The organism is Tenacibaculum sp. (assembly GCF_050290165.1).
GTDB lineage: Bacteria > Bacteroidota > Bacteroidia > Flavobacteriales > Flavobacteriaceae > Polaribacter.
Genome location: NZ_JBNKHD010000015.1, coordinates 78,178 through 103,620, shown reverse-complemented (window position 1 = coordinate 103,620; position 25,443 = coordinate 78,178). Strand labels below are relative to the sequence as shown.

Sequence of the window (25,443 nt, the reverse complement as noted above, 5' to 3'; positions counted from 1 at the left end):
TAAAAACAAAAAAATACAATGAAGAAACTTATAGTATTAGCGATTTTTACTCTCTCATTAATAGCCTGTAAAGAAAAAAAAGAGTCAAACGAAACCGTTCAATCAGAAAAAACTACGGTTACTGAAAACAACAATGTAGAACAAAAGCAAGCAGAAAAATTCGACATCAATAAATTACCAATATCAGAAGAAAATATTGGAGATTTTCCTTTTTTCTCAGCTCCTGAGGGTACAAAATACATGAATAACGTAAAACCAAAAGACTTTGATTTTATTGTTGTTGTAACTCCAGATGACATTTTCGAAGTCGAAGGAAAAACATTCTGTGCATATGTTCAACAAGACGAAGAAGGTAACAAAGAAATCAGCAATCGTTATCTCCTTAAAAGTTACGAAGACGCTATCCAAAAAGCTGGTGGAATAAAGGTATTTGAAGGAAAACTTGAAGGTGAAAGAAAAGAAAAATATATAAACCTATGTACTTATGCTGGTTTAGACGGAAGCATTGACATTTACAACAATCCCATCATAACTTATGCTATCCATAAAAATGATGGTAATGTTTACATAGCAATCGACAAAGCAAAATATGGTGGTATCTCTATCCAAATAGTTCAAGAAAAAGGATTTGAACAGACCATTAAATTCATTAAATCAGATAAAATTCAAAAAGATTTAGAAGAAACAGGGAAGTCTGTTTTACACATTAATTTTGATACTGATAAAGCAACTCTTAAACCAGATGGTATTTCTGCTGTAAATGAAATAGTAACGGTTTTAAAAAATTTACCCGATATGAAAATTGAAATTAACGGGTATACCGATAATACAGGAAACGAAGGTCATAACCTAAAACTTTCAGAAGAAAGAGCTTCTACTGTTAAAAATGAAATTATTATAGCAGGGATTGATCAAAATCGTTTAATCTCCCATGGATATGGACAAAACAACCCTATTGCCGACAACAGTTCGGAAGAAGGAAAAGCACAAAACAGAAGAGTTGAGTTAATTAAAATTTCTGGTAAATAAAACGATAAAAAACTATGATGTAAAGAGATAACAACGTGGTTACTTCATAAAAACTCAAAACAAAAATCTCATAACGAGAAGTGACAACGTCGTGGTTATCTCATAAAGTATAGCATACCAAACCTCATTTCAACAGAGCAATTTTATGAGCGACAAGAAATCGTTAGGTTCAGTGTAGCTAAATCTTTCTCATAACTAAATAAAAATTAGTAACTCTATTTTATAAGATTTCTCAGTCGTACCTTCTTCGAAATGACAAAACGCTACCAACGTCTTTACTAGGAAGAATAACGAAGTAATTTGTTTACTTTTAGTTACAAATGCAAAGATTGCTTCACTATTGTTCGCAATGACGATAAATAAAACGTCATAACGAGGAGCAACAACAACGTGGTTATCTTACGAAAGATAATACACAAAATGTCATTTCGAACTGGAGTATAACAAAAGTGAGAAACCGCTAGGTTCAGCGTAGCTAAATCTCACTCTCGTATAACGTCATAACGAGGAGTAGTAACGACGTGGTTATCTCACGAAGTATAGTACACAAAACGTCATTTCGAACTGGAGTATAACGAAGGTGAGAAATCTCTTTATCTATAACACAAACACCCTTTATTTACTAAAAAAACACGGAAAAACCTTACTTTTTTTACGGTTTTATGCAAATATAACAACTTATTTTACAGTAATTTAACAAATACTAAATGCGCTTTTATAAAAAAGTTATAGCTAATTGAAAATACAATGCAAACCAGTGATTATATCGCAATAGGTTCTTTAGTACTTTCTGCAGTAGCTTTAGTCTACGCTTATATGTCAAGTACTAAGAAATATGAACTACATAGTCAATATAGAAGTGAAATATTGAAATGGTATGATGAAACAAATCAAGTTCTAATAAGACTTAAACTAGAAGCTCAAAATGATTTTCCTAACAAGGATTTAAAAATCGATTTACTTTCAACCTTATCTGCAAAGATTGAATTAGGAAGATTTTATTTTCCTAATGTTACCAACGGAATTTCATATGGGAGTGATAAACCAAAAGCATATCAAGGATTTAGAAACTTAAACCTTGATTTCTTGGTTTTTTCATATAGGCTTTTTGATAAAGATAATGCCAAGACCTACCTACATCATGCGGAAGCATTACAAAGATATTTCACTTCTCACGTATTTGAAATTGTAGAACCACGAAAGTTTCTTAAAGAAACAGAAAAATATACGAGCAAAGCGTTTTCAAAAGATGTGAGTTTTGAGGATTTCTTGGATAAAGAACCTGAATTAATAATAGAGTATATTAAAGATTACTAACTATTACATGCGTAAAATGGCGTACGATTACACTCGATGTACCAACCTTCATAATGTAGAACTGTTGTGTAGCTTTAAGAAAAACCGAAAATGAAAAAAAATTTAATTTTAATTTTATTTGCTTCAATAGCAACCCCTGCAAGTTCACAGAATTTGTCACTTCAACAATTATTATCTGTCAGAAAAAAGAATATCGCCGAAGCTGAAGAATATTTAACAAAGAGAAACTGGAGTTTAATAAATGCTAAATCTCCAACTTCTGACAAATACGGTGGATTGAGTTTTGCATATAACAAATCGAACTTTAGTAATAAAGCTGAATCCTTTTTAATGTTATATTTTTCTGGTAATGAAAATTATCCAAATAGATTAAATATTCAAATACACGAAAAAGAAAAGTATAATGAGTACATAACTCAAATAAAAAACTGGAAAGGAAAAATTTATGATTCATATATTGATGATGATGCTTTTTACAAAGTCTATCAAGGTTCAACTATGACATATGTAATTAGCACATCAACCCAGAAAGATGACTTTTCTTCAACTAGTACAATTTATAATTTCTTCATAACAGAAAATGAAGATTTTAAACACACTAATTACAATAGAAAAAAAAGTAAAGAATAATAAAATGTTATTCTTTCGCACCTACTTCCTTTCTTATAGATTTTTATCTTTACAAAATATAGATACTAGAAAAATAAGATGACACTTTTTATCAAAAACATGGTTTGCAACCGCTGTATTCTAGTCATTCAAAATGAATTGGACAAATTAGGTTTGGGTGTAAAGAACATCAAATTAGGAGAAGTTACACTCGAAAAAGAGCTTACAACAAAAGAAAAAGAGCAATTAGGCAACATATTACTCAACCTAGGTTTTGAAATCATAGACGATAAAAAAAGTCGCATTATTGAGCATATAAAGAATGTAATCATCAATTTGGTACATCATCAAGATAACGATGCCAAAACCAACCTATCTGAGGTTGTGAGCAAGGAACTCAATCACGATTACAACTATTTATCTAACCTATTTTCAGAAGTAGAAGGCACTACCATAGAAAAATATTTTATTGCTCAAAAAATAGAAAAGGTAAAAGAACTATTGGTGTACGACGAATTGTCGTTAAGTGAAATCGCTTTCCGCTTAAACTATTCAAGTGTAGCTTATTTAAGCAATCAGTTTAAAAAAGTTACAGGACTCACTCCTAGTCATTTTAAAAAAATCCGTGAGGATAAGCGAAAACCGTTAGACAAAGTGTAAATCTTATAAATCAATCCCAAAATTCCACAATAATTTTTCTGTATATTAATGTCAACTTTGTATTGTACAATTAATACAACAAAAAAATGGCAACAAATAATAACGATATAATTTACCTACCTTTAGAAGGGGTAGAAAGTGAACACTGTGCATTAATCGTTGAAAAAGGACTTTCACGTGTAGAAGGGGTTACCACCCACAAAGTAGAACTCAACAACCAAAGAGCCGCTATTACTATAAATAACGAAGAGGTGCTTTCCAAAGCAGTCAATGCCATAAAAGATCTTGGCTATGGAGTTACCGTCGTTAAAAAAGTATTCCCAGTATTGGGTATGACCTGTGCTTCTTGTGCTGGAAGTGCCGAAAGTATTGTTAGCTACGAACCCGGTGTTGTCAATGCTAATGTGAATTTTGCCACTGGAAACCTTACCGTTGAATATCTTCCAAATATGACCAATGCTTTAAAACTGCAAAAAGCAGTGCAAGGTGTGGGTTACGACTTGTTAATTGAAGATGAAACCTCTCAACAGGAAACTTTAGAAGCTATTCATGAAAAAAAGTTCAAACAATTAAAAACCAAAACTCTTTGGTCGGTAATCCTTTCGTTACCTGTAGTGACCATCGGAATGTTTTTAACAAATATCCCCTATGCCAATGCAATCATGTGGGCATTTGCTACACCTGTAGTTATGTGGTTTGGTAAAGACTTTTATATCAATGCATGGAAACAAGCTAAACACCGTTCTGCTAATATGGATACACTGGTGGCTTTAAGTACGGGAATTGCTTATCTATTTAGTGTCTTTAATATGCTATTCCCTGAATTTTGGGAAGCCAAAGGATTAGAAGCGCATGTGTATTTTGAAGCTGCCGCAGTAATTATTGCATTTATTTTATTAGGTAAGTTATTAGAGGAAAAAGCCAAAGGAAATACCTCTTCTGCTATTAAAAAATTAATGGGGTTACAACCTAAAACGGTTATTGTGGTACAAGCAGACGGAACCGAAAAACAAACCGCTATTGAAGAGGTAATTGCCGATGATATTATCCTTGTAAAACCAGGAGAAAAAATTGCGGTGGATGGAATTGTAACCACTGGTAGTTCTTTTGTAGATGAAAGTATGTTGAGTGGCGAACCTATACCTGTATTGAAAAATAAAAATGAAAAAGTGTTTGCAGGCACTATCAATCAAAAAGGGAGTTTCCAATTCAAGGCCGTTAAGGTAGGAAAAGAAACCATGCTTGCGCAAATCATCAAAATGGTACAAGATGCACAAGGTAGTAAAGCCCCTGTGCAAAAATTAGTAGATAAAATTGCAGGTATTTTTGTTCCTGTAGTGATGGGTATTGCGATCATAACCTTTATAATTTGGTTGATTTTAGGAGGCGATAATGGAGTGGTACAAGGTTTGTTAGCTGCTATAACGGTGTTGGTTATTGCATGCCCTTGTGCCTTAGGACTTGCTACCCCAACCGCGATTATGGTAGGTGTGGGTAAAGGCGCCGAAAAAGGTATTTTGATTAAAGATGCCGAAAGTCTTGAATTGGCTAAAAAAGTAAATGCCATTATTTTAGATAAAACAGGGACAATTACAGAAGGAAAACCTCAGGTTGCTAATATTCATTGGTTAGACAATGATAACTCTGCTCAAAATATTCTTTTAAGTATTGAAAAAAAATCGGAACATCCATTAGCCGAAGCTGTGGTAAAACATTTGGGTGAACTATCAACTGTTGAATTATCTAACTTTGACAGTATTACTGGGAAAGGTGCCAAAGCTGATTATAACGGAGCAACCTTTTTTGTTGGGAATAAAAAACTGCTAACTCAAAATAACATAACCATAGCCGATGCTCTTTTACAACAAGCTGACGAATGGGGAAAACAAGCTAAAACCGTTATCTGGTTTGCCAATAGTCAACAAGCACTTTCTGTACTTGCCATTTCTGATAAAATTAAAGAAACATCGGTACAGGCAATTAAAGAATTACAAGCGATGGATATTGAGTTGTACATGCTTACAGGTGATAATGAAGCCACAGCTAAGTCTATTGCTGAAGAGACGGGTATCAAACATTACAAAGCTGAAGTATTACCACAACACAAAGCCGATTTTGTGAGAGAATTGCAACAGCAAGGAAAAACTGTTGCGATGGTGGGTGATGGTATTAACGATAGTACAGCCTTAGCGACTGCCGATGTTAGTATTGCCATGGGTAAAGGTAGCGACATTGCTATGGACGTGGCTAAAATGACCATTATTTCATCAGATCTTAGTAAAATACCTCAAGCTATAAAATTGTCTAAACAAACAGTAGCTACCATTAAGCAAAACTTGTTTTGGGCATTTATCTACAACCTGATTGGTATTCCTATTGCAGCAGGTATTTTATATCCAGTAAACGGTTTCTTACTCAACCCAATGATTGCTGGTGCAGCCATGGCTATGAGTAGTGTAAGTGTGGTGAGCAATAGTTTACGATTAAAGTGGAAAAATAAAAATACTTAGACTCAAGTGTTGGTAATTTTTAAAGCTCATTTAATGAGTAAATTTCATAAATTAATTCCAAAATTATACAAAAACAAACAAGAGAATTGTGCTGAAATTTGCAGTATTAGAATAACCAATAAATTTAAAAACAATGGATAACAATAAAGAATTACAGTTTAAAACCAACCTTAACTGTGGAGGTTGTGTTTCAAAAATACAATTGGATTTAGACAATGCTTCGGGTATCTGTCATTGGAATGTAGACACTAACAATGAAGATAAAATTCTCACCGTAAGTTCGAAAGGAATTACTGAGGAAGAAGTAATTGCTATTATAAAAAGTAAAGGATTCAAAGCAACTCCTTTGGTATAAAATAACTCTTGATGCAATGCTAAAAAGCAGATTTCTATTCTTAGAAGTCTGCTTTTTTCTTTTAAAATCAGTTTAAAAACCCTCTTTTGTTTCTCCTTTGAAATGATATTTTTATTTTGATTCTTTAAATACTTCTCTTATTTTTAAAACTCTTTAAAAATTTCTTTTTGCTATGAGAAAACACTGTCAGAATTGGAAAGGCAAACTGAAATATTAATGCAAACTGAAAAATGAACAGTAATCAAATTAATATATTAGAGTTTCCTACAAATTTAGGCTTGAAAAAAACTGATTTTGACATTGAACCCGGTGTTAAAAAACTTCCTGATTGGTTACATAAACACGGTTTTCATAAAAAAATCAATCCTGTGCATATTGTTAGAATTGAACCACCTGAATATACAATGGATCTGGATGTTGAATCAGGTGTTAGAAATGCAGACAAAATAATTGAATACGCAATTCAACAAAGTAAAGTACTGTTCAATAGGTTAGATGAAAATACTTTTCAACTAATTGTAGGAGGTGATTGTAGCATACTCATTGGTAATGCTATTGCCTTAAAACAAAAAGGTAACTACGGACTTTTTTTCCTTGACGGACATACGGACTTTATGTTTCCTGAACTGTCGCAAACTGGTGGTGCTGCAGGAATGGATTTAGCAATTGTTACAGGTTATGGACACGATAAACTGACCAATATTTACAATCAGAAACCCTACTTCGAGGAAAAGAATGTGTTTTGTGTAGGGAACAGAGAATACGATCCAACATATGTACGTCCGATTTTGGAATCGGACATACAGTATTTCGACTTACAAAAATCACGAAGCAATGGGCTTGCAAAAACTGCCAATCAATTTTTAGAACTTATACAGGAAAGTAATTTAGATGGATTTTTTATTCATCTTGATGTTGATGTTTTGAACGATAAAATTATGCCTGCAGTTGACAGTAGAAAAGTTGATGGTCTTAGCTATAAAGAACTTAAGGAGTTATTGACTCCATTGCTATTAAGCAAAAAAGCAGTTGGAATTGAAATCACTATTCTAGATCCTAATTTAGATCCTGACGGAAAATATACAATTGAGTTTATAAATAATTTTGTTGAAATATTGGAATGTAGGCACAAACAAGAGTCGAAATCTCAAATAACCCACTAATTGAACGTATTAAACATCCATAAACGCACGATACAGCAGCCAAAAGATATAGTAACAGCTTTATTAAAAACCTTATCGACTGAAAATGATAAAATTTGGCCAAAAGAAAAATGGCCTCCAATGAAATTTAAAGCTGGAATTCAAGAAAGTGCTAAAGGAGGTCACGGTCCCATAAGATATTCGGTAGAAAAATACACTCCCAATGAAATAATCCAATTTAGATTTTTAAAACCTAGTGGATTTAATGGAATTCATAAGTTTGAAATTCGTGAATTATCGGAAGAGCAAACCGAAATTACCCACACTATTGATATGAAGACGGTTGGAAAAGGAACTTTAATTTGGTTATTCGCTATTCGTTCTTTACACAATGCTCTAATTGAGGACGGTTTTGACAAACTAGAAAACCATTTTTCAGAACACAAGAAAAATACCCAATGGAACTTTTGGGTAAGATTTTTACGAAAACAACTAAGTAAAAAAAGAAAATAAAAATGACTGAAATAAAACTTTATAAATCTAAAAAAAGAGCTATTAGCATGATGCTATTATGCTCAATTTTTGTGTTAGGTGGCATTTGGCTACTTCAGAAAAACTCAATTCTTGGATGGAGTGGTATCGGGTTCTTTGGACTTGCTTATCCTTTAGGTATTTATAATCTACTCGATACAAAACCTATAATTATCATCAATGAAATAGGAATCTATGATCGAAGTACTAGTAGCGACTTTATTAATTGGGAATTAATACTTGATGCTTACCCTATTAATATTAGTGGACAAAAATTCATTTGCCTTATAATTGATGAAAAATATAAACCATCAAGAAAAAAAGGGAAACTGTACAAAAATGTTGCAAAATTAAATGAAGCTATTGGCGCTCAGGAGTTGAACATCCATTTAGGTCAAATTCAAAAGATTGATGAAATTAAGCTTACACAATTCATCCTTCAAATGTCAAAAGCAGATAAAAACACTAAAACAGAGCTGATAAAAATGTTGCCTGAAATAAGCTAAAACTGTTTCTTATTTCCATGAATTTTCAATCAAATACTTCCTTAGAAGTTCCAGCAATTTTATAAATGATAAAGACGAACAAAATGATTCCTAAAAAAAACTTAGAAAAGCTTAATTATACATTACCAAACGTTTCAACACCTGGAGGAAGTTATGTATCGGTTAACATCCGAGAAAATATTGCCTAGAAACTTTAGTGTTGGACTCACCGCTACATTTACCATTGATAAAAATGAAAACTAGCTAAAACTATACTATAACTAACCTAAAACTTTTATAAAAACTACCGTATGCAAAAGAAAGACACCACCACCTTACCAATTAATGATACATTTGGTGATCGCATTCAACTTCCTTTTAATTTTGAAACCTCACAAATGCTAGAGGAAGCAAGAGCATTACAACTAGACAGTTTTGAGTACTACAATGTAATTCCTTTACGTTCACCTGCTCATTTGGTTGATACTTCGTTACCGTTTCCTCCACCTGCTGAAGACTATGCTGATGGCTCTTGGACCGATTGGCTAGATACAGCTGCATTAGAAAAATCTCCATACCTAACCCAAGTAGTTGATTTTTTCAAAGAAAATACAACCGTAACTTTAGTTCGAATACTCCGACTAGCCCCTCATTCGGTTGTAAAAGAACATACGGATCCTACTTTGGGCTTAGAAATTGAAAAATCAGTGATTCGTCTTACCATTCCTATTCTTAACAATAAGGATGTAACTTTTTATTTAAATGACACTCCTGTATTAATGGAACCAGGCGAATGTTGGTATATGCGACTTACGGATCCTCATAAAGTCATAAATAACGGAGATGAAGAACGTATAAATCTTACCATAGATGTGATTCCTAACGATTGGATTCGACAAATTATTAAAGAAAGTGGGCAAAACATGAGTTAGAAAAACTAATCTTATAAAACAAAAAAGGTTACATGAATATGTAACCTTTTTAATATTATATTTTGTACTTTTTAATGTAACGCTCCTAAATAACGCTCAGCATCTAAAGCTGCCATACATCCTGTACCTGCTGCAGTAACTGCTTGACGGTATTCTTTATCCTGTACATCACCAGCTGCAAAAACTCCTGGTAAATTAGTTTTCGTAGATTTTCCTTTGGTAATTAAATATCCTGTTTCATCCATATCTAACACTCCTTTAAATAACTCGGTGTTTGGTTTGTGTCCAATAGCGATAAACACCCCTGTTACAGGAATTTCTGTTTTCTCTCCTGTTTGATTGTTTACAGCGCGTACACCTTCAACCACGTTTTCTCCTAGTACCTCATCAATTTCTGTATTGAAAAGTACGGTGATATTTTCAGTTCTTTCGACACGGTGTTGCATTGCTTTAGAAGCACGCATAAAATCCTTACGCACTAACATGGTTACTTTGCTACAAATATTTGCTAAGTAAGTTGCTTCTTCAGCAGCAGTATCTCCTGCCCCTACTACCACAACTTCTTGTCCTTTATAAAAGAAACCATCACAAGTAGCACAAGCCGAAACTCCACCTCCTATTAAACGTTGTTCACTCTCTATTCCTAAATATTTAGCAGTTGCTCCTGTAGAAATAATAACTGTTTCAGCCTCAATTTCTGTAGTCTCATCTACAGTTACCTTATGTACACCACCTTCTTTTTCAGAAAACTCAACATTAGTAACCATTCCAAAACGAACATCGGTACCAAAACGTTCAGCTTGACTTTTTAAATCTTCCATCATTGCTGTACCATCAGTTCCTTTTGGATATCCTGGAAAGTTATCAACCTCAGTAGTTGTTGTTAACTGCCCTCCCATTTGCATTCCTGTATACATAACTGGTTTCATATCTGCTCTTGCCGCATAAATTGCTGCGGTATATCCTGCTGGACCAGACCCAATAATTAAACATTTAATTTTTTCTGCCATCTTCTAAAATTTTTTCAAGTTACAAATGTAATTTTTTTTTGTTTTTATCATCTCATTTCTAGATATATTTTGGTTATTGAGTCATAACCTTTAGTTATGCTATTTTTTGAATATTTTTATCATTTTTTCTTTTGTATTTATATTTTTTTTCTACATTTGCAATCCCAATTAATCGGGGTGTAGCGTAGCCCGGTCATCGCGCCTGCTTTGGGAGCAGGAGGTCGCAGGTTCGAATCCTGCCACCCCGACCAAATAAAACCTGTAAATCTAAAGATTTACAGGTTTTTTGTTTTGTCTAATTCTATATATTCTAAAATAAGCTAAAGGTACAACTTGAGTTTTTTAAAAAGTGAAAAGGTCAAGAAAGCCATTAACAACCTCCTCAACCTAATCTATTTTCCTTTTCATTATACTTTAGCCAAATATTTTGAGTTACAACATCCTACACCATTATAGAGCATATGTTTTATTTACTAGATTTACTCAAAACTGGCATCAGGTATGGTTGCAAACAAAAAAGGGAAGAACAGAAATAATACTGTTAGTTTTGTTTTCATAAATCTATACATTCAGGGTAATTAATCTTTTTGGCTGCAATAATAAGTATCAACCTTTTGTAAAATGTACCATCTTGGTGAGTGGTACTTATTTTTAAATGAAAAGAAGACAAAAATTAGTTTTTTATAATTTTTTGGAAGAATTGCTTCAAACATTTTACATTTGTTTTTTAAAACGATTACCCCCAATACTAACTTAACTAAACTCTATTAAAAAGAATGTTTAACTACAACTTTTTATCAAAATCATTCCTCCAAAAAAATATTTTAAAAATTATAATAGGTAGTTTTTTTTTCTTTATCTCTTCTACAAAAGCACAAGACAAGAAGCTATCTGATTTTAATAAGACTGAAGACGATTGCAGGAGTTATCTAGATAAATCTGGAAAGACCTATAATAATGCGAACTATGAAGCTTTTAAAAAATATAACGATTCAGCACTCATAGTTTCCCAAAAACTGAACCTTAAAAAATTAGAAATCAAAGCTATTATTAACCATGGTATCTACTACAATGTTGTTGACTCTTATGAAAAGGCACTAGAACAATTCCATAGGGCTTTGGATCTTAACGAAAAAACCTCTGACAAAGAGGTTACTAAAATCAATATCCTAGTTAATCTTGCCAATGTTTATAGTCAAATAGACAATACAGACAAGGTGATTTCTTGCATGGAAGAAGTACTTCTTTTATCAGAAAAGAATCAAGTTTCTGACCTTATAAAGGTTGCAGCCTATAATGGATTGGGAAACAGTTATACTAAAAAGAAAGACTACGAAAAAGCATTAACATATTTACATAAAGTAAAAACTATAGGGGAACGTTTGCAACACTTTGGAGCTGTTCTTACTGCACTCGACAACATCGGTTACTCTTATATTCAACAGGAAAAATGGGATGATGTTATTAAAGCCGCTAAGGAATCGTTAGCTTACTCTGAACAGCATTCATTGGACAAAAGACCTGTTTCATTACTAAACCTAGGAATGGCTTATGTAAAGAAAAGCGCTCCAAAAGAAGCTATTCCCTACTTAAAAGAAGTGTTAAATATAGCTATAGATAGAAAAGATCTCAAACTTAAAAAGGAAGCTCACCAATATTTAGCTAAAGCTTATAAATTATTGGGTGATTTTAAAAACTCTAATAATGAGCAAGAGCTTTATGCTTCAATAATGAAAACCCTATTAGAAGAACAATCAAAAGCTGCTTTGCTTGATTTGAAACACGATGCTAATACCGAAAAAAAAGTTATTAAATCGCAACTGGAGTCTTTAACAGATGTAGACAATAAAAAAAATAAAGCACTTATCTTCAGTAGTTTCATAGTAATACTTATGGGTAGTTTGTTGTTTATTTATATTCGAAAAAAGAAAAATATTGAAGCTAATCATGAACAGTTTAAAGAAGCCAATGCTTTGCTTGTTAGTGAAAATAAAGTTTTAAAAAATAAAATGCTAGAATTTGCTACCCAAAAAGAACAAAACTCAAACACAATAGCACAATACAAGAATTCTTCTTTAACAGAACAAGATAGAAATCAGTATATGGAACAAATATTAGATTACATGGAAAATGAAAAACCTTATTTGGATTTTGACATCAACCAGTCCGAATTAGCTTCAAAACTTTCCATGAATAAGCATCATCTTTCTGAAGTTTTAAATCTTTGTTTTGATCAAAATTTTTATCAGTTTATAAATTTATACAGAGTTAATGAAGCTCAAAAAATAATTAAAGATCCTACATATAGTGATTATAAAATTTTATCCATCGCTTATGAAGCTGGTTTTAAAAGTAAGACATCTTTTAATCGCGTATTTAAAAACTATACAGGACTCACCCCTACCGAATACAGGAAGAAACAATTAAAAAGTCCCGTAGTTTACTAGAAATACGGGATTTTTTAGTTTAAAGACATTCGATATACCGAACAAGAACATCAATTGAACCGACGATCTATGTTTCTTATCAAAGAATAATTTTTACAACAACTAAAAACATACACTACACCTTGGCTTACAACATAAACCAAGGTGTTTATATATAAAACAGCTATTATAACATTAGTATTCTCTACAAGATTTTATGTAAATTCGTGTTTATGGAATTACTTTTTTTAGGTTTAGCCGGTGGGGCTATTATCTCGTTTTTTATTTTTAAAAAATTCACTTCAGTCAGTAGAAAAAACTTGACAGAAAAACAATCTGTTGTACTGTTAGATAAAATTAAAAAAGTATCTAAATTGATTACTGTAGAAGGAGAATTTGCTGAAATTTATCATCACGAAAACACAAAGGAAAAGTTTTTAGGATTAATAACCAGTAAGAAAAAAGCAATTATTATAATTAATGCTAAAGTGCATATTGGTTTTGATTTTAGAAAAATTCAAATGCATACAAACACCAAAACAAAAACCTTAGTTTTATCAGAGTTTCCAAAACCTGAAGTTTTTTCTATTGAACCTGATTTGCGTTTTTATGATATCCAAAACGGATTACTAAATAAGTTCAACTCAGAAGATTTAACAGAAGTGAATAAAGAAGCGAAAGAACATATTCTTCAAAAAATACCTGAAAGTAATTTAATGCAAACAGCCAATAAAGAAGCCCTAGAAGCAATTACTTTAATGCAAAACCTAGTAGAAACCATTGGCTGGAAATTAGATTATACTACTTTAGAAATTCCAGAAACTAATAAAAATTTTATTGACTAATGAATATTGAAGAATTACGCAATTACTGTCTTAATAAAAAAGGTGTAACCGAACACTTCCCTTTCGACGAAGTTACTTTAGTTTTTAAAGTGATGGGAAAAATGTATGCTTTAGTTGGACTTGACGATTGGGAACAAGGAGAAACAAAAATTAACCTAAAATGTGATCCTGAACGTGCCCAGGAATTACGTGCAGAATATGAAAGTATAAATCCTGGATATCACATGAGTAAAATACATTGGAACACGGTTACTTTAAATCATGATGTTTCTGATGCCTTTGCGTATGAATTAATAGATCATTCCTATGAACTTGTGGTAAAAGGATTAACTAAAAAACTACAAGAAGAGCTAAAATCAATGTAATTAAACATGATAAAATTAGAACTTAGAAAGCTATACAAGCAAAAAAGAAATGCGCTTACCGATTTAGAAAAAGAGCAATTACAAAAAAGTATTTATCTACAGATTTTTGAACTTCACACAGATAATATTAGTAACGTGCATTTGTTTTTGTCTATGAGAAAGTTTAATGAAATAGACACAACACCAATTATTAATTTCTTTAGAGAAAAAGGAAAAAAGATTATTGTAAGTCGTTGTAATTTTGAAGATGATACCCTTTCTCATTTTTATTTTGAGAAAGACACTCAATTAGAGCTCAATAAATTTGGAGTTCCTGAACCTATAAATGCAAAAGAAGCCCTTGTAAAAGATATCGATTTAGTTTTTGTCCCCTTGTTAATTTCTGATGAAGAAAACTACCGAGTTGGTTATGGCAAAGGATTTTACGATCGATTTTTATCCGAATGCAGAGAAGATACTCGAACCATAGGGCTTAATTTTTTCCCTCCTATCAAAAAAATTGAAGATATACACGAATTTGATGTTCCTCTTGAAATGGTTATCTATCCAAAATAAAAAAATCCCGCATTGAGCGGGATTTTTTATTACTATATATGTTAATGATTATCCATTCATTGATATCAAAAACTCTTCGTTGTTTAACGATCGTTTAATTCTATCTTGGATAAATTCCATTGCTTCAATTGGATTCATATCAGCTAAGTATTTACGTAATACCCACATACGTTGTACTGTTTTATCATCTAATAATAAATCATCACGACGTGTGCTCGACTTAATCAAGTCTATTGCAGGATAAATTCTACGATTAGATATATTACGATCTAATTGTAATTCCATATTACCAGTTCCTTTGAATTCTTCAAAGATAACCTCATCCATCTTAGAACCTGTTTCAGTAAGTGCTGTAGCAATAATAGTTAACGAACCTCCATTTTCTATGTTACGAGCCGCTCCAAAGAAACGCTTTGGTTTATGTAAAGCATTTGCATCAATACCTCCCGATAAAATTTTACCAGATGCAGGCGCTACCGTATTGTAAGCTCTTGCCAAACGAGTAATTGAGTCTAATAAAATTACCACATCGTGCCCGCATTCTACTAAACGTTTAGCCTTCTCTAATACAATATTTGCAACACGCACGTGCTTTTCAGCTGGCTCATCAAAAGTAGAAGCCACTACTTCACCACGAACGCTACGTTGCATATCAGTAACCTCTTCAGGACGTTCATCTATTAATAAAACAATCTGATAAACTTCGGGATGATTTGCTGCGATTGCATTAGCTACATCCTTTAATAACATTGTTTTACCTGTTTTTGGCTGAGCTACAATCATACCACGTTGTCCTTTCCCTATTGGAGAAAACAAGTCGATAATTCTAGTTGACAAGGAACTTCCTTTTTCAGCTAAATTGAATTTTTCTTCAGCAAATAAAGGTGTTAAGTGCTCAAAAGATACTCTATCTCTAACAATGTTTGGATTTAATCCGTTGATTTTCGATACGCGGATTAAAGGGAAATATTTCTCACCTTCTTTTGGTGGTCGCACATTACCTAAAACAGTATCTCCAGTTTTTAACCCAAATAATTTGATTTGAGATTGTGATACGTAAATATCATCAGGAGATGATAAATAGTTATAGTCAGACGAACGTAAGAAACCATATCCATCAGGCATCATTTCTAACACTCCCTCACTTTCAATAATTCCATCAAACTCAAAATCAGGATCACGGTATTTATTACCACTCTTGTGGTGATGCTTATTCGTGTTCTGATTTTTATTGCTGTGTTTATTCCCTCTGTTCTGAGGTTGCTTATTTTGTTGTTTTTGAGGATGCTGCTTCTTTTCTTCTCCAGTCGGCTTCTTTTCTTCAACTTTTTTCTCTGAAACGTTCTTTACCTCTTTCTGTTGAATAACTTTCTCCTTTAGAGGTTTATCCTCACTTTTAATAGGTTCTTGATTTTCAACTTTATCAGTAGCTATATTTTCAACTTTATCAGTAGCTATATTTTCTCCTTCATCAGTTTTAGTAATTCTTTTTCTTTTAGGCTTTTCTTTTTTTGGCTTAGCTTCTTGAGCACTAGCTTCAGCCTGTGCGTCTAAAATCTTGTATACTAAATCTAATTTTTTTAACTGACTTATTTTCGTTAATCCTATAGTTTTTGCTATATCCTGTAAATCAGATAGTTTTTTAGTTTTTAATTCCGAAATCTCGAACATTCGTCAAATTATTAAGTTACTCAAATTCTTTTAGTTTTTTAAAGAATTTTGATTTTGTTAAGTTTTTTTGAGTGCTAATTATATAGGGGCTATATAATAATTTGTGCGGTTACATGTAAGGCAAATATATACAAATATTTTAACTTCTAGTATTTCTTTTTAAAAAAAGAAGTATTACATTTGCTACCCGATAAAAAATTATGTTACAAAGAATACAATCTATATATCTATTAGCTGCAGGAATTATCTCTGGGGGACTAACTTTTTTATTTAGTCTTTGGAACAATTCGCAAGAAAATGCTACTGTATACATTTTAGATTTATTTTCTAGTAATTCGCTATTAGAAAAATGTGTTCCTATGTTATTTTTTATTTCAGCCCTAGTATCTATTGTAAGTTTATTTTTATTTAAAAATCGTCAATTACAATTTGTACTAGGTCGTTTAAACATATTGATAAACCTTTTTTTATTAGGGCTATTGGTATATCTGTCACAAACATTATCTGGAGAAGCTGCTGTTTCTGAGAAAGGTATTGGGATGTTCTTTCCTGTCATTGTTATTTTGCTAGTAGTTTTAGCAAATAAAGCCATTAAGAAGGATGAAGATCTTGTAAAATCTGTAGATAGATTACGATAAACCTAACATCTTAGTATATTTAGTGCGAAAAAACCGGGAGTTCTCTCCCGGTTTTTTATTTTTGTTACCCACAGATATTCCGGGACCTTTTCGTCAAAATGTTAAAGAAATGTTAAAGAAAACTCAGGGTTATCCCTGAGTCGACAAGAAAACAAATAGGGATACTGTGTATTGTAGACAACGCTTTTATACTATAGATTTGTAACTGTAAATAACCATGAATTACAAGATTAAAGTTCACATAGCAGATGACCACAAGATCTTAATAGACGGAGTCATAGCTTTATTAAATACTGAAGACGATATTAAAGTTGAGGGATATTCTTTAACAGGAAGAGAGGTAATTAACTGGTCTTCTAAAAACACAGCCGATGTGTTAGTTTTAGATATTAATATGCCTGAAATGGATGGTATTGAAGTTTTAAAAACGTTTAAACAACGTAACACAAAAATTAAAACGATAATACTTTCTAGTTTAAGCGACCCAAAACTTGTTCAAGAAATGATAGCATTAGGAGCTAATGGTTTTGTTGACAAAAGTCGTGCTAATGAACAAATTATTGACGCTATAAAAGTTGTCCATAATGGAATACAATACATTAGTGAAGACATTAAAGTAAAATTATTAGAGCTATATGCTTCTGATTCTAAAGAAACGATAGAAGCAGAGCTTGTACACGAAGATTTAACTGAGCGGGAAATTGCTGTATTAAAGTTAATCGCTGAAGAAAAAAGTTCAAATGAAATTGCAGAAAAATTAAATATCAGTCTTAAAACAGTTGAAACATATCGAAGTAATTTATACAAAAAACTGAAAGTAAAAAACGTAGTAGGTTTAGCGATGTATGCCGTGAGAAACAATATAGTATAAAGATGTTACCCCTCATTTTTTTCTTTATCCCCTAAGATAAGAAAAAAGTCCCCCGAATCTATATACTGTATCCCCTGGAGACTATACATTATACATGCATCGCTTTCCTAACTACTAAACATATAAAAAATTAGCGATGTACGCTGTTAATCAAACATAGTACACTATAAATAGGAAACCCCTTCATTTTGTTTTCTTTATCCCCCAAGAGATTCCCTAATCTCAACCCTATCGTTAGTACATCGCTTTTTTTTAAATAAACCAATAATAACTTATTTAAAACTGTCAATCATGAAAAAAGTCGCTCCTTATTTCCTTGCATTAACTCTAAGTATTGTGTTTGCTTCTTGTTCGAATAATGACACTGAAGTTATAGACGGTACTCCTGAAAGTTTACTACAATCTTATACTCTCAAAAGAGATGCCAACGGTGCTTATTCTATCGATTTCAATACTTCTAGCAATACGGATGTTACTACTGTTACGAATATTGATAGTTCAAAAGAAATAATCTTGGCAGAAACAGCTCAAAAAACTGCTACAAAACATTCAAATGATTTTTCTATTGATAATGATCATTTAAAAATCGGTTTTCTAGAAGCTAACAACGGTAAAAGAACTAAGATTTATGTTGAAGATAAAAACATTACCTTTGCTAAAGGAGTAACAGAATTCCTGAACTCATATAGTGTTACTGCTAATGGAGATGGAACTTACCAATTAAATTTTACTGTTAACGATAATGTAACTACAGACTTTGTTTACAATGAGGAATTGGAAACTTATGAAGTACATTTGGCTAGTGGAGAAGCTCTACAAAAAACATTTTCAAGACAATTAGAAATGAACCCTAATAATATTTTAAAATTAGATTTTGTTAACCATAAAGCTTCTGCTAGAACTGAAGATGATTTAAGTTACATTGAAAAAAGACCTAGACAAATAATTGAAGTGATTTAAATACAAATACATATGTTTATTAGATTACAATTAATTCATTTCTTTATTATTTGGGGAATTATCTTAACTTCCTCTCACAAAAGCTATGCGATTACTCAGTCATCTAATTTACAAAACTCCTCATATTATTATCAACAATATAAAAAAGACACAGACAGCATAGATATTCGTGGATATGAATTAATTAGATCTTTATATTTAAAAAACGAATACTCTTTAGCTCTGAAAAAAGGACTAGTTCTACTAGACACAAGTACAAAAAATGGATCAACTGAATTAAGCATTTTAACATATACGCTTATTGGGGACATTTTTGAAAAAACTAGAAGCTATGAGAAATCTTTGAAATATTACAAAAATTCATTGGAGCTCTATGAAACAGAAATAAATGATAAACCACAAGCCTATAATAATGCTTTAAAAAAAATTGACTCAAATTATGTTGAGTTATTATTTAAAACTGGTTCTGTTTACCATAAATTAGCTAAAAGCGATAGCGCTAAATATTATTACAATAAGATTATAAAATTAAATATAGTTGATCAACATAAATTATTTGTAAAAGCTAAAGCGTTTAATAACCTCTCCAACTTATATTTTTATTCAAAAGAAAAAGATTTTGATAAAGCTGAAGAGTATGCACTTAAAGCTATTGAAATAAAAAAGAACATTGGTGATAAAATTTCTCAAGCAGCATCTATTGCTAGTCTTGCTAGTGTCTACTTAGAACAAAACAAATACGAAAAAGCTCGCCAATACTACCTGAAAGCTATAAACTTGATAGAAAAAAATAAAGATGGAAAATCTCTCCGGTTTAAAGAAGTCTTTTATGACAATATTTCTTGGGCAATGTATAACCAAAAAAAGTATCAAGCATACAATTATCTTGACAAATCTTTCAATATAAGAGATAGTTTAAGAGAAGCTGAGATGAAAGACATTCTCTTAAAAATTGAAACAAACCATAAAGAAAATCTTGAAAAAGAAAAAACAGCACTAGTCGAGGAGCAAAGAAAATTAAAAGAAGCTCAAGAAGCCAAAACTTCTATGCTTTTTGGAGTATTAAGTTTACTTGTTTTAATTGTTTCTGGTGTAATCGTATACAACTACAAACTTCGTCAAAGAAACTTACGCCTTAAGTTATCTGAAAGTAAACTTATACAGCAACAAAATATTGAGAAACTTAAGTCTGAAGCACAAATTAAAATATTAAATGCAACAATAGACGGAAAAGAAACAGAACGTAAACTTATCGCAGAAATTTTACACGACAATGTTAGCGCTTTACTATCTTCTGCCAACATGCATTTATCTGCCACAAAAAAACAATTTGATGGAGAAAGCTCTCAAGAAATACAAAAAACACAGGCTATTATTTCTGAAGCCTCACAAAAAGTTAGAGACTTATCACACAACTTAGTTTCATCTATTCTATTAAAATTTGGTTTAGAATACGCCATTAAAGATGTTGCTAAAAAATATTCTAACAGTGAATTAACCTTTAAAGTTTCGGCTCAAAATATAAGCAGGTATAATCAAGAATTTGAAATCAAAATCTTTAATGTTATCCAAGAGCTAATTAACAACATTCTTAAGCATAGTAAAGCCAAACATGCTCAAATAAACTTGAAAGAAGAGAATAATCAACTAACCGTTCTCGTTAAAGATGATGGGGTAGGATTTTCTACCTCGTCTTCTTCTTTCTCTGATGGTATTGGGTTAAATCAAATTGAAGCTAGAATTCATGTAATGAATGGAAAATTAACTATAAAATCGAAAGAAAATACAGGTACTTCTATCAAGATTATAGTTCCTATTCTTAAGAAGGAGAAAAACATTAGACTAACTTCGATTAGCTAATTCTATAATTTCCATATTTTTTACTTCTCCTTTAACTAACTCAAATCTGAGCATTGTTCTCACTTTATGAAAACCATGTTTTCCTGCTGCTCCAGGATTTAAATGCAATAAGTTTAGCTTTTTATCATATTGAACCTTTAAAATATGTGAGTGTCCACAAATAAAAAGTTGAGGCGTGTCATTTTTTAACGCTTCTCTAATTCTTTGATGATATTTATTCGGGTACCCCCCTATATGAGTAATCCAAACAGAAACTCCTTCAACAACAAATTTATTATCTAAGGGAAACTCGGCTCTAGCATCTTTATCATCAATATTTCCATAAACCGCTCTAAGAGGTTTTAGTTTTTTTATAGAGTCCGTTACTTCTAAGTCCCCTATATCTCCAGCATGCCAAACTTCATCAGCTTGTTTTACAAACTTTAAAATTTGCTCATCTATAAAACTATGTGTATCGGAAAGAAGAAGGATTTTTTTCATTAAAACAAAGCTAAAAAATTATTACATAAAAAAAATCCATAATATAACATCATGGATTTCTTTAGAATAAGGGGAAATTTAATGAAAGGGGAATTTCACTATTATCTTTTACTGAAACTAAACAGATTATTTATTCGTTCGTTTAAACTAATAGGGGTCAAATGTAATATAAACACACAAACAATGCGTTAACATATGTTAATAAAAGTAATTTTCTTTTTAACTAATACCCTTCTCTATTTCATCTTAGAATTTCATAATTTAGCTATCTGAAAAATTTGTACTTTTTGAGGTATTTTATTAAGCTAGCATACAACGGAAAAAACTATCACGGATGGCAAGTTCAACCTGATGCTGTTTCTATTCAAGAAAAAATTAACACTGCTATAAGCACTATTCTTAGGCAAGAAATAAATATTGTAGGAGCAGGTAGAACAGATGCAGGCGTACATGCTTCTGAAATGTATGCTCATTTTGACATCGATTATCCTCTGAACGATAATTTTGCGTACAAGCTCAATGCTATTTTACCTGATGATATAGTAATTATAAACGTACAACAAGTTCATAAGGATGCACACGCTAGGTTTGATGCAACAAGTAGAAGTTATGAATATAAAATTTGGTTAGGGAGAAATCCGTTTTTACTGGAAACCTCTTGGCAATTACACCATCAAAAATTAAACATAGAATTGATGAACCAAGCTGCTGAAATTTTATATCAATATGAAGATTTTGAATGTTTTTCGAAAGTAAAAACAGATGTCAACACATTTAACTGTACCATAACCAATGCTAAATGGGTGTTAAACGGGCATGAATTAACATTTCATATTAGCGCCAATAGATTTCTAAGAAATATGGTTCGTGCCATTGTTGGTACTTTAATTGAAGTAGGCTTAGGTAAAATTACTATTGATGATTTTAAAAAAATTATTGAAAGTAAAAACCGAAGCAATGCAGGGGTATCAGTTCCAGCAAAAGGATTATTTTTAACTAAAGTAATATACGATTATATATAGTGGGTAAAGCAACAGGAAAAGCATTCGATATTAAAATTTTTGCACGACTTATGAGTTTTGCAAAAAGATACAGTATACGGTTTATTATTGCCGCAGTTTCAACCATTCTATTAGCTGGGTTTGCAATACTTAATCCAATTATATTAATAGCCGCAATAGATGATTTCACTACAAATAAAGACTTTGTAAGACTATCATACTTTACTATGGCCATGTTGGTTGTTTTACTTATTCAAGTTTTTTTTCAATTCAGCTTTATCTATTATGCCAACTGGGTAGGCCAACATATTATTAGAGATATTAGAGCTAAAACCTTCAGAAAAATCTTAGAATTTAAGATGAGTTATTTTGATAATTCATCTGTTGGAAAATTGGTGACTCGTGTGGTTTCTGACATAGAAACCATTGCTAGTTTTTTTACACAAGGAGTTTTTATGATTGTGAGCGACATACTATTAATGCTAGTTGTAATAGTGGTAATGTTATTCATGAATTGGAAATTAGCTCTAATTGCTCTTGCAACATTGCCCGTACTAATTTATGCTACTAAACTATTTCAAATAGCCATAAAATCAACTTTTCAAGATGTTCGTAACCAAGTAGCTAACCTTAACAGTTTTGTACAAGAAAGAGTTACTGGAATGAAGATTGTACAACTTTTCAATCGAGAAAAAATTGAGTATCAAAATTTTACCGAGATAAACAATAAACATAAAAAGGCTCATGTAAAAACTGTATGGTACTACTCTATCTTCTTCCCTGTTGCAGAAACACTTTCTTCAATTGCTATTGGATTGATTGTGTGGTATGGTGGATTGCAAGTTATTGCAGATAAAAATATAAGTGTTGCTGCAATTATCGGTTTTATAAAAATGTCTCAAATGTTATTTAGGCCTTTACGACAAATAGCAGACAAGTTCAACCAATTACAAATGGGAATTGTAGCAGGCGAACGTGTATTTGATGTAATTGATACTGAAAGTTCTATTGATAAAAACGGAACTATTTCTGCAGAAAATATTCAAGGAAATATCAGTTTTAAAGATGTACACTTCAGCTATATAAAAGATGAAGAAATTTTAAAAGGAATTAGTTTTGATGTTGAAAAAGGACAAACAATAGCCATAGTAGGAGCCACAGGAGCTGGTAAATCAACTATAATTAATCTTATCAGTCGTTTTTATGAAATAAATAAAGGCTTAATTTGTATTGATAGTATTCCAATTCAAGATTACGACATTACTTCTTTACGTCAAAAAGTAGCTATTGTACTACAAGATGTATTTTTATTTTCTGACACCATTTTTAACAATATCACTTTAAAAAACGAAAACATTTCTCTAGACGAGGTTAAAAAAGCAGCCAAACAAATAGGTATCCATAACTTTATAATGAGTTTACCAAACAATTATGATTATAATGTAAAAGAACGTGGAGGTATGCTCTCTTCTGGTCAACGTCAATTAATTGCTTTTTTACGTGCTTATGTTAGCAAACCAAGTATTTTAATTTTAGATGAAGCTACCTCATCTGTTGATGCACACTCCGAGCAAATGATCCAATATGCTACAGATGAGATTACCAAAAACAGAACTTCTATAGTAATTGCACATCGTTTAGCTACCATTAAAAAGGCTGATATGATTATAGTTATGGACAAAGGTCGTATAGTTGAAAAGGGAAATCATAACGAATTATTAAAAAAAGATGAGGGTTATTATAAGAATTTGTACGAAAAACAGTTTAATAGTGAGACGGTGTTATAAATAAATTTGTATAAGTCGTCCAAAATAGTACATTTGTTATTCAATCTAAAAAACTAAAAATCAATTAAACGATGAAAAAAGTAATCTTATCAGTATTTGTTGTTGGTGCATTATTAGCAACATCATGTAAAAAAGAAGCTAAAGATGCTACTGAAACAACTGTTGAAACTGTAGAAAACGCTGCTCAAGCTACTGAAGAAGCTGCTGGTGAAGCTGTTGAGGCTACTGAAGAAGCTGCTGGTGAAGCTGCTGACGCTGTAGAAAATGCTGCTGAAACAGTAAAATCTGCAATTGAAGGTATTGAAATTCCTGAATTTGAAGATGCTAAAGTAGGTGAATACTTACAATCTTACACTGAGTATGCTAAAGATTATATCGAAGCAAAAGGAGATGTTGTTAAAAACACTGAATTAGCTAAAAAAGGTGTTGAATTAGCTGCTCAAGCAAAAGAAATCGTTGCTAATTTAGACGAAGAAGCTGCTACAAAATTCAATAACGTAATGACTGCTATTCAATCTAAAATGGCTCCTGCTCAATAATTTTGAGACAAAAAAATAAAAAGGCTCGCGTTTAGCGAGCCTTTTTTTATGCCATAACATCTTTTTCTAATTTTCTATGGAGTTCTTCAAGTGATTTATACAACACAAACTCTCCATCTTTAATATATGAGATTTCTCCTGTTTCTTCTGATACCAGCAAACAAATAGCATCTGTTTTTTCTGTTACTCCAATTGCAGCTCGATGTCTCAAACCGAAACGAGCTGGGATTTTAGTACTGTCTGAAACTGGTAATACCACACGGGTGGCTATAATATAATTATCACGTATCACAGTAGCTCCGTCATGTAACGGACTATTTTTATAAAATATACTTTCTATAATTGCTTCATTTACCAACGCATCCATTTTATCACCTGTATTAATCAAAAAATCAAGATTGTTAGTTTTTTCAATTACAAGCAATGCTCCTGTTTTTGTTCTTGATAAATTGACACAAGCTTTCAAAATAGTTTCTATATCTATTTCTGAATGAATCTCAGTTTTCAAAAATTTTAACTGATTTAAAAAACCTCTTCTTGTAGAAAAATTAGTGGTTCCAATCATTAACAAAAACTTTCGTATTTCTTGCTGAAATACAATAATCAAAGCTATAACTCCACCAGAAAGCAAATAGCCTAAAATGCCACTAAGCATTTCCATGTGTAATGCTTGTGTTATTTTCCATATTAAAAAAATAAGCGCAATACCTATAACAATATTAATAGCTACTGTTCCTTTTAGCAATTTATAGATATAATAAAGTAACACAGCTACTAAAAAAATATCTAACACATCCAAAAACGAAAAGTCGATAAAATCTAGATTCATTAATTTTTTTGAAGTTTTTTAATGCTTAGAATTAAC

General features: G+C 31.6%; 26 protein-coding genes and 1 tRNA gene. 23 read left to right on the top strand and 4 right to left on the bottom strand.

What is annotated here, in order from left to right:
* Window positions 1-18: 18 nt before the first annotated feature.
* From ACQY6M_RS11500 to ACQY6M_RS11450, 11 genes are all read left to right on the top strand, one after another.
* Window positions 19-1,029: an OmpA family protein gene (locus ACQY6M_RS11500; RefSeq protein ID WP_428742042.1), complete on the top strand. Its 1,011-nt coding sequence runs from the start codon at window positions 19-21 to the stop codon at window positions 1,027-1,029.
* 747 nt (window positions 1,030-1,776) lie between these two features.
* Window positions 1,777-2,346 (top strand): hypothetical protein, encoded by a 570-nt coding sequence (locus ACQY6M_RS11495; protein ID WP_428742041.1) that lies wholly within the window; start codon window positions 1,777-1,779, stop codon window positions 2,344-2,346.
* A gap of 90 nt (window positions 2,347-2,436) precedes the next feature.
* Entirely contained in the window at window positions 2,437-2,976 is a 540-nt protein-coding gene (locus ACQY6M_RS11490) for a hypothetical protein (protein ID WP_428742040.1), read from the top strand.
* Between the two features lie 78 nt (window positions 2,977-3,054).
* The gene (locus ACQY6M_RS11485; protein ID WP_428742039.1) at window positions 3,055-3,615 is read left to right on the top strand and encodes a helix-turn-helix domain-containing protein; all 561 of its coding nucleotides are present in this window, start codon (window positions 3,055-3,057) and stop codon (window positions 3,613-3,615) included.
* A gap of 86 nt (window positions 3,616-3,701) precedes the next feature.
* Window positions 3,702-6,125: a heavy metal translocating P-type ATPase gene (locus ACQY6M_RS11480; RefSeq protein WP_428742038.1), complete on the top strand. Its 2,424-nt coding sequence runs from the start codon at window positions 3,702-3,704 to the stop codon at window positions 6,123-6,125.
* Window positions 6,126-6,258: 133 nt separating this feature from the next.
* Complete coding sequence (locus tag ACQY6M_RS11475; protein ID WP_428742037.1) at window positions 6,259-6,480, top strand: heavy-metal-associated domain-containing protein; 222 nt, start codon at window positions 6,259-6,261, stop codon at window positions 6,478-6,480.
* A 230-nt stretch (window positions 6,481-6,710) separates the two neighbouring features.
* Window positions 6,711-7,643: an arginase family protein gene (locus tag ACQY6M_RS11470; protein WP_428742036.1), complete on the top strand. Its 933-nt coding sequence runs from the start codon at window positions 6,711-6,713 to the stop codon at window positions 7,641-7,643.
* The gene (locus tag ACQY6M_RS11465) at window positions 7,644-8,135 is read left to right on the top strand and encodes a hypothetical protein (protein ID WP_428742035.1); all 492 of its coding nucleotides are present in this window, start codon (window positions 7,644-7,646) and stop codon (window positions 8,133-8,135) included.
* A gap of 2 nt (window positions 8,136-8,137) precedes the next feature.
* On the top strand, window positions 8,138-8,659 hold the full coding sequence (locus tag ACQY6M_RS11460; RefSeq protein ID WP_428742034.1) for an STM3941 family protein: 522 nt from the start codon (window positions 8,138-8,140) through the stop codon (window positions 8,657-8,659).
* Between the two features lie 65 nt (window positions 8,660-8,724).
* Window positions 8,725-8,847, top strand: coding sequence for a hypothetical protein (locus tag ACQY6M_RS11455; RefSeq protein WP_428742033.1), 123 nt, complete (start codon window positions 8,725-8,727; stop codon window positions 8,845-8,847).
* A gap of 102 nt (window positions 8,848-8,949) precedes the next feature.
* Window positions 8,950-9,570, top strand: a complete 621-nt coding sequence (locus ACQY6M_RS11450) for an aspartyl/asparaginyl beta-hydroxylase domain-containing protein (protein ID WP_428742032.1) — start codon at window positions 8,950-8,952, stop codon at window positions 9,568-9,570.
* 71 nt (window positions 9,571-9,641) lie between these two features.
* On the opposite strand, the gene trxB is transcribed toward ACQY6M_RS11450, so the two are convergent.
* Window positions 9,642-10,580 (bottom strand): thioredoxin-disulfide reductase, encoded by a 939-nt coding sequence (gene trxB / locus ACQY6M_RS11445; RefSeq protein ID WP_428742031.1) that lies wholly within the window; start codon window positions 10,578-10,580, stop codon window positions 9,642-9,644.
* 173 nt (window positions 10,581-10,753) lie between these two features.
* On the opposite strand from trxB, the gene ACQY6M_RS11440 reads away from it, so the two are divergent.
* From ACQY6M_RS11440 to ACQY6M_RS11420, 5 genes are all read left to right on the top strand, one after another.
* Window positions 10,754-10,831 (top strand) — tRNA-Pro (locus ACQY6M_RS11440).
* A gap of 525 nt (window positions 10,832-11,356) precedes the next feature.
* Entirely contained in the window at window positions 11,357-13,027 is a 1,671-nt protein-coding gene (locus tag ACQY6M_RS11435; RefSeq protein WP_428742030.1) for a tetratricopeptide repeat protein, read from the top strand.
* 212 nt (window positions 13,028-13,239) lie between these two features.
* Window positions 13,240-13,851: a DUF4230 domain-containing protein gene (locus tag ACQY6M_RS11430; protein WP_428742029.1), complete on the top strand. Its 612-nt coding sequence runs from the start codon at window positions 13,240-13,242 to the stop codon at window positions 13,849-13,851.
* Entirely contained in the window at window positions 13,851-14,216 is a 366-nt protein-coding gene (locus ACQY6M_RS11425; protein ID WP_428742028.1) for an MmcQ/YjbR family DNA-binding protein, read from the top strand. The genes ACQY6M_RS11430 and ACQY6M_RS11425 overlap by 1 nt, the downstream gene beginning before the upstream one ends.
* Window positions 14,217-14,222: 6 nt before the next feature.
* Window positions 14,223-14,771 (top strand): 5-formyltetrahydrofolate cyclo-ligase, encoded by a 549-nt coding sequence (locus ACQY6M_RS11420; protein ID WP_428742027.1) that lies wholly within the window; start codon window positions 14,223-14,225, stop codon window positions 14,769-14,771.
* A gap of 48 nt (window positions 14,772-14,819) precedes the next feature.
* Here ACQY6M_RS11420 and rho read toward each other — a convergent pair whose 3' ends face one another.
* Window positions 14,820-16,442, bottom strand: a complete 1,623-nt coding sequence (gene rho / locus ACQY6M_RS11415) for a transcription termination factor Rho (protein ID WP_428742026.1) — start codon at window positions 16,440-16,442, stop codon at window positions 14,820-14,822.
* Window positions 16,443-16,642: 200 nt separating this feature from the next.
* Here rho and ACQY6M_RS11410 point away from each other — a divergent pair, with 200 nt between their 5' ends.
* From ACQY6M_RS11410 to ACQY6M_RS11395, 4 genes are all read left to right on the top strand, one after another.
* Window positions 16,643-17,080: a DUF4293 domain-containing protein gene (locus ACQY6M_RS11410; protein WP_428742025.1), complete on the top strand. Its 438-nt coding sequence runs from the start codon at window positions 16,643-16,645 to the stop codon at window positions 17,078-17,080.
* 217 nt (window positions 17,081-17,297) lie between these two features.
* Complete coding sequence (locus ACQY6M_RS11405) at window positions 17,298-17,951, top strand: response regulator (protein WP_428742024.1); 654 nt, start codon at window positions 17,298-17,300, stop codon at window positions 17,949-17,951.
* Window positions 17,952-18,242: 291 nt separating this feature from the next.
* Window positions 18,243-18,911 carry a hypothetical protein gene (locus tag ACQY6M_RS11400; RefSeq protein WP_428742023.1) on the top strand — a complete coding sequence of 223 codons (669 nt, stop codon included), beginning with the start codon at window positions 18,243-18,245 and terminating at the stop codon, window positions 18,909-18,911.
* A gap of 12 nt (window positions 18,912-18,923) precedes the next feature.
* On the top strand, window positions 18,924-20,771 hold the full coding sequence (locus tag ACQY6M_RS11395) for a tetratricopeptide repeat-containing sensor histidine kinase (RefSeq protein WP_428742022.1): 1,848 nt from the start codon (window positions 18,924-18,926) through the stop codon (window positions 20,769-20,771).
* On the opposite strand, the gene ACQY6M_RS11390 is transcribed toward ACQY6M_RS11395, so the two are convergent.
* Window positions 20,754-21,251 carry a metallophosphoesterase family protein gene (locus ACQY6M_RS11390; RefSeq protein WP_428742021.1) on the bottom strand — a complete coding sequence of 166 codons (498 nt, stop codon included), beginning with the start codon at window positions 21,249-21,251 and terminating at the stop codon, window positions 20,754-20,756. The genes ACQY6M_RS11395 and ACQY6M_RS11390 overlap by 18 nt on opposite strands.
* Before the next feature lie 287 nt (window positions 21,252-21,538).
* Between ACQY6M_RS11390 and truA the strand changes: the two genes are divergently transcribed.
* The 3 genes from truA to ACQY6M_RS11375 all read left to right on the top strand — a co-directional run bounded on the left by truA (window position 21,539) and on the right by ACQY6M_RS11375 (window position 24,578).
* Window positions 21,539-22,273 (top strand): tRNA pseudouridine(38-40) synthase TruA, encoded by a 735-nt coding sequence (truA, locus tag ACQY6M_RS11385; protein ID WP_428742020.1) that lies wholly within the window; start codon window positions 21,539-21,541, stop codon window positions 22,271-22,273.
* 50 nt (window positions 22,274-22,323) lie between these two features.
* Window positions 22,324-24,039 (top strand): ABC transporter ATP-binding protein, encoded by a 1,716-nt coding sequence (locus ACQY6M_RS11380; protein WP_428742019.1) that lies wholly within the window; start codon window positions 22,324-22,326, stop codon window positions 24,037-24,039.
* 71 nt (window positions 24,040-24,110) lie between these two features.
* Window positions 24,111-24,578 carry a hypothetical protein gene (locus tag ACQY6M_RS11375; RefSeq protein WP_428742018.1) on the top strand — a complete coding sequence of 156 codons (468 nt, stop codon included), beginning with the start codon at window positions 24,111-24,113 and terminating at the stop codon, window positions 24,576-24,578.
* Between the two features lie 46 nt (window positions 24,579-24,624).
* On the opposite strand, the gene cdaA is transcribed toward ACQY6M_RS11375, so the two are convergent.
* Window positions 24,625-25,407: a diadenylate cyclase CdaA gene (cdaA, locus tag ACQY6M_RS11370; protein ID WP_428742017.1), complete on the bottom strand. Its 783-nt coding sequence runs from the start codon at window positions 25,405-25,407 to the stop codon at window positions 24,625-24,627.
* Window positions 25,408-25,443: the final 36 nt, after the last annotated feature.